This window comes from Capillibacterium thermochitinicola, from assembly GCF_013664685.1.
Classification (GTDB): domain Bacteria; phylum Bacillota; class UBA4882; order UBA10575; family UBA10575; genus Capillibacterium; species Capillibacterium thermochitinicola.
This window is the reverse complement of the sequence record NZ_JAAKDE010000015.1, coordinates 50,695-63,381: the sequence shown is the minus strand read 5'-3', so window position 1 is coordinate 63,381 and position 12,687 is coordinate 50,695. Positions and strand designations below refer to the sequence as shown.

At 48.3% G+C, this 12,687-nt stretch carries 7 protein-coding genes; all 7 read right to left on the bottom strand.

Translation table 11 applies throughout. The features are described 5' to 3' along the window. Positions 1-95: 95 nt before the first annotated feature. Positions 96-938, bottom strand: coding sequence for a sugar ABC transporter permease (locus tag G5B42_RS07960; RefSeq protein WP_181340007.1), 843 nt, complete (start codon positions 936-938; stop codon positions 96-98). Positions 939-940: 2 nt separating this feature from the next. After that, positions 941-2,188 carry a carbohydrate ABC transporter permease gene (locus tag G5B42_RS07955; protein WP_231133365.1) on the bottom strand — a complete coding sequence of 416 codons (1,248 nt, stop codon included), beginning with the start codon at positions 2,186-2,188 and terminating at the stop codon, positions 941-943. Positions 2,189-2,330: 142 nt separating this feature from the next. Further along, positions 2,331-3,548, bottom strand: a complete 1,218-nt coding sequence (locus G5B42_RS07950) for an extracellular solute-binding protein (RefSeq protein ID WP_181339939.1) — start codon at positions 3,546-3,548, stop codon at positions 2,331-2,333. 84 nt (positions 3,549-3,632) lie between these two features. After that, complete coding sequence (locus G5B42_RS07945; RefSeq protein ID WP_181339938.1) at positions 3,633-5,165, bottom strand: alpha-amylase; 1,533 nt, start codon at positions 5,163-5,165, stop codon at positions 3,633-3,635. Between the two features lie 110 nt (positions 5,166-5,275). Beyond that, a complete protein-coding gene (locus G5B42_RS07940; protein ID WP_181339937.1) occupies positions 5,276-6,232 on the bottom strand; it encodes a hypothetical protein in 957 nt (318 codons plus the stop codon). Between the two features lie 67 nt (positions 6,233-6,299). After that, positions 6,300-8,963, bottom strand: a complete 2,664-nt coding sequence (locus tag G5B42_RS07935; RefSeq protein ID WP_181339936.1) for a pullulanase X25 domain-containing protein — start codon at positions 8,961-8,963, stop codon at positions 6,300-6,302. A gap of 112 nt (positions 8,964-9,075) precedes the next feature. Beyond that, the gene (locus G5B42_RS07930; protein ID WP_181339935.1) at positions 9,076-12,159 is read right to left on the bottom strand and encodes a pullulanase; all 3,084 of its coding nucleotides are present in this window, start codon (positions 12,157-12,159) and stop codon (positions 9,076-9,078) included. Positions 12,160-12,687: the final 528 nt, after the last annotated feature.

Here is a 12,687-nt window from a genome sequence, read left to right as displayed (position 1 = left end):
CCATGTTTCGCCCGCCCACACCCCTTTTCGCAAAGGCCATAAAAAGGGCCGGCTTGTTTAACCGGCCCAATAACCAGGAGGGGCTTTGCAATAAATTAACCTTTGACGGAACCTTTTGTTAGCCCGCCAATCAGCAATCCCTGAAGCGATAAGTAAAGAATGGTAATGGGTAACGCCGCCAAGAGCGACCCGGCCGCAAACTGGGTGTAACGTTGGCCGAACCGGGCATTGATAAAATCATGAAGCCCAACCGCCAACGTCCAGTTAGTCGGGGTCGTCAAGACAAGGCGGGCAAAGAGGAAATCACCAAAGGGCGAAACAAAGCTGAAAATGGCAATAACCGAAACCATCGGCAGGATCAACGGGAAGATGATCCGCCACATGATCGCCCATTTGCTCGCTCCGTCAATAATCGCCGCCTCTTCCAGCGATTTGGTGATCCCATCCATGTAACCCTTCATCAGCCAGGTGTTGTAAGGGATGGACCCACCGGCATAGATGATGATTAAGCCCAGATGGGTATCGAGCAACCCGATCAGATTTAGGAGAACGTACATAGCCACCATATTCATAATCCCCGGAAACATCTGAAGGCCAAGCATAACAATTAAACCCACTTTTCTTCCGTAAAATTCCAACCGGGAAAAGGCGTATGCGGTAAAAGTAACCAAAATCACCGTCAGGACTGAAGTAGCCACCGCCACCTTCAGGGTATTCCTGTACCACAGGGTAAAATTGGTTTCTTTGAACAATTTGTTATAATGGCGCCAACTTGGATTCTTGGGTATAAACGACATCTCACTGGTATACAGGTTATCTCCCGGATTTAGAGAGGAGACAAACGTCCAGATAACCGGAAAAAGGACGAACAGGATCATAATGAAGATGATCAGATACGAAACACCCAGGCTGATACTTTCTCTCATACGTTGGTTTATGGTCACCGCAACATTTCCTCCTCTCTAAAGGATCTGGTCCGTGTATAGTTGTAAATACTGAAGCCGACAATCACAAGGAAGATAATCAGGGACATCGCTGCTGCATAATTAAACTTTAACGACTGGAAGGTCAGTTTATAGACCCAAGAAATCAAAATGTCACTGCCGCCGGCTTTACCTTGCAGGCCGAATACTGCCGGGAGCCCGTCATTCAAGAGGAAGATCACGTTAAAGTTGTTGAAGTTATAGGCAAAACTCATAATCACTAACGGTGCTGCCGAAAACATGACTAACGGTAAAGTAATATAACGGAATTTTTGAAAACCGGTCGCCCCATCCACCGTAGCCGCTTCGTAAAGTTCATTGGGTAAACCCTGCAGGATCCCGGTGATCATCATCATACTATACGGGAACCCCAACCATAAGTTAACCAAGATCAAAGCAAAACGTGTCCAAAATACATTTTCCAACCACGGAATCGGCTCTATGTTAAATACACTCGTCAAAAAATGATTAATGAGCCCAAAGTTGGTGTTGAGCATTCCTTTCCAGATTAAAAGGCTAACAAATGAGGGAATGGCATAAGGTAAAATCAAAATGGTCCGGAAAATCTTACTGAACTTAATCCGCGGATTGTTGAGAATCAGCGCCATAATCATACCCAACAGGTATGTGGTGAGCGTGGACAATGTCGCCCAGAGAACTGTCCAGGTTACAACCTCTTTAAAGGTTCTTGCCCAGGAAGCGGTCGTTAAAAACTCAACGAAGTTCTTAAACCCGACCCAATTTAGAATATGCCGCGGGGGCGAATGATACAAATCGTAATCGGTAAAGGCAATCATAATGTTGAACGCCATGGGTAAGAACGTAAAAAAGATAATACAAAGGATACCCGGGGCCAAAATCAGATAGGGGAAACCCGTATCGATCATACTGCGCAGGGATTCCTTCCACCCTTTGCGCTTTCCGCCTCTTTCCAAAACGATGCCATGTATATAAGCATCGCGAATGTTCACGATGTAAAACACGATAAAAAAGACGGTGGCAACCGCAGCCAGAATCCCATAGATCATCATAAACAAAGAATGATCGACCATGGGAGTCTCGCCTAGCGTAATTAAACCCTTTAGATTTTTAAGGAGCAGGGGAATACTGGGGATCAGCACAAAAGTCTCAAAAAGGATAAGGAAAACGCCTTTTAGCCATTGCCCATTGGCAATTTGCCCAGCCCCCATGTAAATGGTTGACAATAAGGCAGATGTGTATCGACCAATGTTGGATCCCATTCCTTCGATTGGGTTGCGCTGCATTTCCAAGTCCATTCACCTCTCTTGGTAAATTAAGGGAAGATTGGCCTCACCTTTTAGACGAGGCCAATCCTTCCCACTGCCTTTACCGTTTCATCATCGCGATGCCTTCTTTAATCTGCTCAACACAAATCGGAAGAACTTCCTCCGGTTTTTGGTTGTTCCGCAAAACAAAAGTAATTGCATTGGCCATCGGATCCCAAACCTCGCGCATCTCCGGAATGTTCGGCATGGGAATGCTGCGGGTAGCTTGGATCGCAAAGGCTTGGATCGTCTTGTTCTGCTGGAACTCAGGCATACTCAACACATCTTCCCGGCTGGGAATGATACTTGTATCCTGATAGTGTTTGAAGCTGTTTTCTTTACTGGTTAACCATTGGATGAACTTCAAGGCTTCTTCCTTTTGGTTACTAAAGGCACTTATGTAGTAACCTTTCACCCCGATAAAGGTCTGCGGATATTTACCGTTTCTTAGTTTCGGTAGCGGAGCAACCGCATACTTGGCGCCGGCTTCCTCAAATTGTGCGTAAGCCCAAGGACCATTAATGTGCGCCATCAACCGGCCTTCGATGAAGAGCCCTTGATAAACGTCTTTCGTGGTTCCTTCCGGAATTAACCCGGAATCGCGTAATTCTTTCAAGAATTTCACCGCTTGAACCGCGCCCGCATTGGCCAACCCAATATCATCGGGGTCTAAACCGTTGGGGGTGTTTTTGAAGACATAAGCACCGTATCCGCCAAAGAAGCCATAGGCATAATAGAAATCAAACATGTCAAACATGAAGCCCCATTGGTTTTTCTTGGGGTCGTTGAATTTCTTCGCGATCTCGAGCAACTCATCGAAGGTCTCCGGAACCGTGGGCAGCAGATCCGGATTATAAACCAGCGCCAGAGCCTCCATCGCATAGGGCAGACCATAGAGTTTACCCTGGTAGCGCATGGCTTCCACCGCAGACGGTGTGAATTTCGAAAGGTCAAGCTTCTCTTCGGGCAACGGCCAAAGCAGGCCCTGCTCAATAGTGGTCCCGAGTTTGTCGTGGGGCCAGACTACAATGTCGGCACCTTTCCCGGCCGGGCCGTCCAACGCCAATTTATCCGACTGCGCCAACTGGTCAACCGGATGGACTTCGACCTGGACCCCCGTCTCCTTGTAGTAGAGCTCGCCCATCTTGCGTACCCAGTCCTCCTCCGGGCCGGAGCTTTCCCAAACAACCAGTTTGGTGGCGCTCAGGCTGATGGTCGGGGCGATCAAGGCAACCAGACCCAAAAGAAGCGCCAGGAGCATAACCTTTTTGTTCTTCACCAACTAAATCTCCTCCTTATTGGTTTTTTAGTTTTTATTTGAAAAAATTTATTGGTAAACCGTGGCAAATCATATGCACTAACGTTAATTTTTCGGCACCCAGATGGACCAACCCTTGTCCGGACTGTTCATCACCATGAAATCGCCGTAGCCTTCCTCGTCGGTCGTGACTTCGGCCTTGATGTTGCCGGTGAAATCGTAAAACACCTGGTTCGGCTGGCGGGCATTGATCCGTTCAACACTGACCTCGCCGCTTTCCCCGGCACTGATCATCAGGACCAAACCGGTCCCCGGGACCTCGGCCAAACCCGCCCGGACATAGGCATAGACATTTGGGTCTTTGGCCTCGCCTTCATAACCGGGTCCGTAGGCGAAGTGTTTACGCGCCCGGATAATCTTCTCCATCTCGGCGCGGATATTGTTATTGTACAAATCCCGCCAGAAGACGGTCGGGTAACCGCTTTCCCTGGTTAAAATATAGGCATAGGCCTGGCACTTACGGTTGAAAATCGGTGCCGGTTGTTCCAAGCCATCCCGGAAGGTATCATGATTATCCACAAAAGTGACCGCCTGGTCTGGCCGTCTGCTCACAAAACCGGCCCGGGCCAACCCCGCCATATTCAAGCGCCCATCCCTCAGCAGTTCGAACTGCCTCCGAAGTGGAAAGTCGAAAAACTTAATATCAACTCCGCCGAACTGCATCGCGTAAAGCTGAAGGCCCATTACATCGTTAAACCAAGCTTCAGCCACGACAAAAAGTTTCTTGTCGGTACTGGCCAATACCTCTTCCAACCAGCGTTTGACAAAATCCGTATCAATATGTTTAACCGCATCAAGCCGGAACCCGTCGACCCCAATTTCATTGACCAGCCATTTACCCCAGGCAATGGTTTCTTCAACAACCTTCTTGTTCTCGTAATCCACATCACACCCGAGCAGGTAGTCTTTATCCATGGAGTTATCCCAGGCCTTTCCGGCAAATAGGGTTGCCCCGACGTAACGGCCACTGGCATCGGTATCAATGGCGTCGAAACATTGCCAGTTCCATTTCCATTTTTTTGCCTTGTCATAATACTTCAGCCGGCCCTTCATCCCGGAAAAGAGGGTATAAGCTCTCAGGGTACCACCGCCGGGCAAAGGTACATTCTCGACCCCGTCTGCACCCATCCGGTGATTTAACACTACATCGTAATACACACTGATCCCGTTACGATGCAATGCCTCAATCGCCTGCAACAATTCATTTTTAGTCCCGTATTTTGTCCGTATGGTGCCTTTCTGGTCAAATTCCCCCAAATCCCAGGGGTCGTAAACACCGTACCCCACATCATAGCGACTGATACCTTTCCCCGCCGGGGGCAACCATAAAGCAGTAATTCCCAAATCCGCAAATTCCGGTGCGCGCTTCGCCAAAAGCTGCCACAGATCTTTTTCTTCTGGATACTCACGGGCATATTGTCCCGTGCCCATTTCCCAGTAAAATGCTTGTAAAATCAGGGGGTTCTGCTCTTCCGGCGTCGGGTACCTGTCCCCTTCCGCAAAGATCTGGCCACTCAAGACCAGAACAACGACCAGTAGCAGAGCCAGTACTCCTTTCTTCCATCGGTTATTGCGCATCCTTGCTCCCCCTTTCGGTTTGTCTGCTTTGGGTTGGCCATTTATAGCCTAAAATTTTTACATCGGTACTCCCCAGGCCTAAACCCAGGGAGTACCGATCTTTTTAAATCTTAAAATTTCTGAGTTGCAATACCAGGAATTTCATCCAACAGATAGTTATCGTCAAAACTGCCGATCCCAGCGGTACCAATCCAAATATCACCATTTACAACAAATTTAAAGTATGTACCTTTATCTGCCTCAAAGTAACCTACCCAGGTACCATCTTCTTGTTCTTCTTGTTTCACAAGTTTGTGGTAGGGTATAGCATCTCCCCATTGTTTTTCACCAAACGAACCTACTACAGATACGGATTCTATTTCTTTATCTCCAAGTGCTTCATCTAACCCATCAACCGTGGAAGGATCAAAGGTAAACTTCCAAGCAAGTACCGGCTGAGCAACATCATGTACGCCTACCAAGAAGTTTTCCATTGGCTCTTCGGGATTAGGTCCGATATCATTACCCCAATCGTCCGAGTCATAAATGAATTTAAACATTGTACCTTCTGGTGCTGGGAAAATTGCTGACCAGGTATCGTCCTCTTGTTTAATTAACGGGTAATATTTACCAGTCGTATCCCATTCAGCAAGGGGGAAATTCCCGACCAGATGGACTTTTTCTTCAACCGTAACTTTCCAGTATTCCGGATCAAAGATAAACTTCCAGGCATTAAACTGCAACTTAGCCAAGGTAAGTTTAGGTTTCAAGGTCGTAGTTTTGTTAACTACAACCGTTACTTTCAGCTCACCAGCATAGCTACCAGCTTTAATTTTGGCATTATAAGTACCTGCTCTTAAGACAAATTTTTCGCCTAATTTCTTGGTATCACTGCCAATAGTTACAGTAACATCTTCTGCATCTACCGGTTGGGGTTCTGTTTCACCCTGCTCAGGGTCTGCTTCCCTTGTCAGGTTATCTCCCAAAATGATCAACTCACCAAAACCATGTTTCTTACTCAAGCCGATACAACCGGTCAAGGAAAACAGAAGGGCTGTGATGAGTAAGTAAACGACCGTTTTCTTCACAAACATTCCCTCCTTAAATTAGATATTGGTGAATAGGGGGTAAATACCCCCTATTCACTTTTCATTTTTAGAACAGGGTTTGCAGCTTCAGGCTGATGCATTCTTTAGAGCTGTGGTCCGGATGTTTCGCGTTGTAGCTAGCCTTCAAGGTCGAGTATTCACCGATAGGCTGAGTCAACTCGACTTTAATGGCGTCATCTTCGTACTTGTGAATCTCGTTGTGGTTCAGATCGTACTTCAAGCTCGCGTCGATCCGGAGGCCGAATGGGAACTCGTACCCAGCACCGATCGTCATGAAGGTGTACCAGTCAATGAAAGCTCTTTCCCTAGCGACGTAATATTGGGAGTCTTTATCTACTTTCTGATCGGCAGGGTATTTATTCTCTTCGAGCTTCCGGGATTCACCCGAAACCTTTACTTCGAAGCCGGGCAGCTGCGGCAGGACAAACTTGGTCTCGCCGTAGATCCGCTGGTCCCAATCGTTATCATCGTCGCCGTACCAGCTATGGTCTTTAATTTCGCCCTTGTCGTACTCGTAGTTGACCAGGATGTGGGTGATATAGTCTTGGACTACCGGCAGGTGATGGACTTTACCTTCCACCCAGAATCTGGGCAGTCTCTCTTCTCCTTCGGCCATTTGCGGATCACCAAGGACGTAGTCGATGTTACCCTTCAGGTAAGCAATCTGCTCGATCGGGAATAAGAGTTCGGCCTCGGCAAAGAGTTTGACTAAATCTTTATCCGCAATCTTGTTGGTGTACTGGACATTACCGGTGAAGTAGTTCACCCAGCCATACGGGTTGGTTTTCGCTTCAAGGAATAACCGGTTGTATTCCCGAACGTTATTGTCTTTAATAATGTTCTCATCACCATAGATCCAGCCTTCAGCTTTCTTAAAGTCGTGTCTTTCGACATTACCTTTAACGTAAGCCAGGAAGCTGACCGGCGCCGGGAAGTCAAAGCCAAGGTTAGCACCATAGCCAAACTTATCCCAATCTTCATAGTAGGTTTGATAGTAACTGTCGAAAGTCAGCTTAAGGTCGTTGTTCAGCGGATAGTAATAGGTGCTCAGATAGGCTTTGTTGAAGCCGGTACCTCTCATTTTGTACAGATCATTCACCGCAATCGGCAAATAAGCACCATTCTGCAGGGCTTTGTACCCAACAGTCACATCGAATTTATAGGCTTCGCTGCCAAGCTGGAAGCTCCGCCGCGGGTCAAAGATGCGGTAGTTAACCTCGGCCATATACGCCTGAGCGTCCTGTTTAATCGGAATATCTTCCGCGACCTGTCCTACATACAAGTCGGAACCACCGGAACCAACGTGTCCGTTTTGCCCACATTCATGACCGGCATCCCATGAATCGGCATCAAAGATGAACTTATAACCAGCGTTTGCATTAATATCAGTCTTTGGAATTAAGATTTCCCAAATTCCATCGGCAACTTGAGTCATCGCATATGATTTATCCGCCGGATCCCAAGCGCCAGCAGCTGCACCTTCGTTGAAAGCGCCAACCACGTGGACTTCTTCAATTTCACTGATGGGTTTAATATCTGCAATGTCAGGATACTCATAGGCATTAAAGACAAACTTCCAATATTGATCATTGTAGTCATACGCCCCGGTGAGACTTTCGCTGATATCACCAGTCGGCACATGGGCATACTCGGCACGGACGGTGAAGTTGTCAAAGGGTTCCCAAGAACCAAAGACCGCACCGGTCAAAGCGATGTCTTTTGCTTCACCGAGCACAACCGGTTGGTAGGCAAAACCCGTGAAACCAACCTCACCTACCTTCGCACCGGTCAGGTAGTGGGTGAAGTCTTTCTTCAGGTTGAGGCCAGTATAGTATTTCTTGACCGAAGAGGTAGAAGATTTGGTAATATCATAGGCGTACTTCGCCAAAGTCAGATTGTAATCCCAACCGTTTGAAACACCGCTCCCCGGGGTAATTCTGAGCCGGAGGCTGTCGCCGGTATCATTGATATTGTAGTTATCCCGGTCGTCCTTACTAGTTGTCACGTCGACAAGCCCCAGATAATCAAAGGAGTTGACATCGTCGTTAATGTTCCCCTGGAGCGAGGTGTTGGCATATTTCTGGAGCAGTGTGAGGTTAAACTTATTCACATAAAGATTACCCGGAGTATACAAGGATTGGTAGCTAAAGGGATCTTCCACGTTTTTGACCTTGTTTTCGACCATGAATTCCGTCATATACTGGAAACGGTCGGTTGCTTGATCGTCATTAACTTCCTGCAACGTACCTTCCAATTGAAGCTTCAGGTCATTGTTAAAGGCGATGGCCCCTTTATCGACCTGTTTAAACTCGTTGTTCATCTCGCCTTTGATGGCAACTTCACCTTTGAGGCTCCCGGCCGAGATCGTCGCCACGGAGTTGCCAAAAGGTGGAACCGTGACCGGGTTATCCGGGTCCGACTTCCATTCGCCGTCGGCGAAGAATTTATACTCGTAAACGCCCTTCGCCAACTCAATGGTTATCTCATAAACACCGTCGGCATTCTTTGTCATCTTGTAGTTAGGATCTTTAGTATTCCAGTCGTTAAACTGCCCCACCAGGTAAACTTCACTGGCCGCAGTTTGATATGTAAAGGTGACCAGGAATTTACCGCTGGGAAGCTGCTCAAACTTGTAAGCTCCCAACGCCGGCATTGCCCATAGGGTCAAAGCCAAAACCAATGCGACTAAAAGGATAGCTTTTCTTTGCAAATTCCATACCTCCTTTGAGTTATTCAAACGGTTTAAATAACGGAAAGATCTCCTCTTCTTGTGTTACACCCCCTTAATTAATAATCAGTGGTGCCTTTTCTTAGCAGGATATTTATTTTTTGATAATAACAGCGGTCAAAGGATCGATCGTGACGGCATTCGCTGTTATTTTAACACCCGAGACTTTGGTAACCGGTGTGACACCGGCTTCATCGGAGTCGACCAGAACAACTCCATCCCGCAGGTCCACATCGATCCGGATGTTCCGCCGCTTCGTATCGGCGTTGATGAAAACATAGTAGGTGTCACCGTTGGTCGCCTGGCAACTGTAGGCGATGACCGTGTCCACGGCCGCAATATCCCGGCTTCTAATCAACTTCACATTGGAATTGACCAGGTCCTGGCTGCCCAGGCGGAAGGCGTCGGTTGAACGCCGCAAGGCGATTAACCCTTTGGTGTACTCCATGGTTTGCCGGTGAACACCGTCGACGGTCACTTTATTCCAGTCAAAACGGTTAATAATATCGGTCGAATCATAAGAGTCATGGATGAAGTAGGGATATTTAAAACCTGGCACTTCCGTGTATTTATCTTCCGGCACCCCGGGGGCCAGCCATTGTTTGGTCCGGCCGTACTCCTGTCCGGCATGGAGGAACGCAATTCCCTGGCTGGTCAGGATAATCGTGTTCCCCAAGCGGATCCGTTTGTGGATCTCCTCTTCGTTCTTCTTAACAGAGGGATCTTTCCGAATGGAGTAGGCGATCACATCATGTAAAGTCAGGTTGTCATGGGCTTCGATGTACTGCACCACGTCGCCCGGGTCGTCCGCCGTCATGTTCGTGGGCTGTCCTTTAATATTGGAGAAGAGTAACATAATGTTACGTTTCCCGCCGGTAATGAAGCGAGGTTCGCCCTCACAACCGAAGCCGGATTTGACTTCGTTGCGAATCTCATCGGAGAAACAGGCGGCATCGTCGGTCATATGCATCCATTTTTGGTCCGCCGCCACCCGGTGGTCACCGTCATCACCCTCATAGGTAATCCAGCCTTCGCCAAGGATCAAGATGTTCGGATTCAACGCTTTCGCCACATCACAAGCCATCTGCACGGTCTCGGCATCCAAATCGCCCATCAGGTCGAACCGGAAGCCATCAACCTTATATTCGCTGACCCAGTAAGCAATGGAATCCAGAACCAGTTTTCTCGCCATCGCATGGGTGGTACCAAGCCGTCCGCCACCATAACTGCTCTTGGACTTCCCTTGTGCATCCACGAAGTAGTAGTAACCGGGCACGATATCCTCAAAAAGCTCCATCTTGGCCGTATGGTTATAGACAACATCCAGGATGACACCCATACCCCGTTCGTGAATGGCCTTGATTAGCTCCTTCAGTTCCTTGATCCGTAATTCCGGATCAGTCGGGTCTTCGGAATACATCCCTTCCGGAGTGAAATAATTGTGCGGGTCATAACCCCAGTTGTAGTTGTTGCCTTGCGCCGAATAATGCAGCTCGCGCTCGCCGTTTTTCAACTCGTTTCCGTAGTAGTAGTTCAAGACCGGAAGCAGCTGGATATGGGTCACACCCAATTCCTTGATGTAATCAAGTTTCTCAATAAAGGCTTTATATGTACCAAACTGTGCCTCTGTCTTGAGGTTGGGATCGGAAGTGAAGTCCCGGACGTGAATCTCCCAGATGATGGCATCCTCGCGTTTTTCGTAACCGTCGATCTGGGCAAAGCTGAGCTCCGGTCCGATCGCGGAGGGATCGACAATTGCTCCTTTCCCCACCGGATCCTTGCCATCATCGGTGAAAGCCGCCATCGATTTGGCGTAAGGATCAAGCACCGTTTTGGTTTCACCATTCCGAACCACTTGATATTGGTAGAACTGCCCGCGCAGGTCACCTTCAACGGTCAACTCCCAAACACCCTTCTCCTTTAACGCCATCTCTGCCACCCGGTACGGCTCCTGATCGTCCCACTTGGCAAAGAGAAGCAGCCGCACCGCGGAAGCCAGCGGCGCCCAGAGCCGGAAGGTGGTCCGGTCTTTCTGGTAAAGGGCCCCCAGTTCGCCGTCGTAGGTAAACTCTTGGTCAATAACCTGCCAGGCAAGGGTGGTGTATCCTTCCATAGAACCGCACTCCACTTTGTAGGTCTTACTGTAATTCAGCTCTTTCTGGAGCGTCAAATGATAGACCGGTGCCTTCGAAAGGTCCAGTTTCGCCAGGGGAATATAGGCGAATCCGTCCCGGATAAAAATGGGATTTTCAATCGGCGCCCGGAACTCCACGATCATTTCTTTCGGCCCGACGATGGTCGCCCGGACCACTTTGTTCCCGCCGGCCTTGATCGCTTCCTCACGACTCAAGTACACTTTGACCTCCCCGGAGACCGCCCAGAATTCTTTATTGTTATCCGGATCGGGGAAGGCCCGGTCCGGTTGCGGGTCCTTCAGATCGCCCTTATGAATGATGAAGTTCAAATCGCCAACGCCTTGGTGGTAGGGAATGTCCCACCAAGCTCCGTAATCATCGACACCGTCGAAGGGCACCGGCTTGCTCCAGAGGACCGTCTCTCCGGCGTAGCCCTCGCCCCACAGGTGTAGGCCCCAACCGTCGTAGTTGCCGTCCGGCCGCCGGTAGTGGAGGCGGACATAGCCTTCCTTGAGCGGCGGAGCCTGCTGAATATCATAGTTAACCGGAACAATCTCGTCCGCTCTGGGGACGGGCCTTAAATACTCCCCAACCCGGTATGTATTCTTCTTGAATTTCCGTCCGATAACCGCAAGCGCTTGGTCCAGGCTGGTATAGGCGACCACGTCGCCGGAGATTGCCCAGAATTCTTTATTGTTATCCGGATCGGGGAAGGCCCGGTCCGGTTGCGGGTCCTTCAGATCGCCCTTATGGATTATAAAGTTGAGGTCGCCCACCCCTTCTTTATAGGGGATATCCCAGAAGGCACCGTATTCGTCATAACCGGAGATCGGCATGGCCGCGCTCCATTCCACGACCGGGCCATCGTAACCGGCACCCCAAATGTGCAAACCCCAACCTTCGTACTGGTGATCAGGACGATAATAATGCAACCGCACGTATCCAGACGGAACTTCCGGAACCGTTGCAGCCAGAACCGATACACTGAACATGTCAAACAAGACTAAAGCTAGAACTAAAACCACCAAAACCTTTTTCCCCACGATGAATACCTCCTTGTTAAAACATAATTTGTAAACTAAGCCTATCGGCATTGTGCATACGTTTGTACGCTTGGCAAAATACACCCTTCACCATTGTGCATACGTTTGTACGCTTGGCAAAATACACCCTTCACCATTGCGCATACGTTTGTACACGCGGGGCACATATTAAAACCATTGGCGAACTCACAAAATCTGCACGGGTGTGACAATGGTTCAATGCGTTCAGTAAATAATGCTGCGTACATAGGTTTTCTTCTGACACTAAGACGAGGCATTTTTACCTAGCCGTTTTGATATATATTTCTTTTTTTAATTTATTTTACAACCATTTTACAAAAAGACACTTTTAATACGTTACAAATATGTTTACATTGAGTAAACTTTCAAATTTACATAAATATCATGCGCTAACGTTTGCATTTCGGAGTATACCAAAATTTGCTTGTCTTTATTATAACCCCCTGGTTATTTGTTGTCAATTCGTATTTTAATATAATTTTTACTTTCCCCCCTTCGAAATATAAC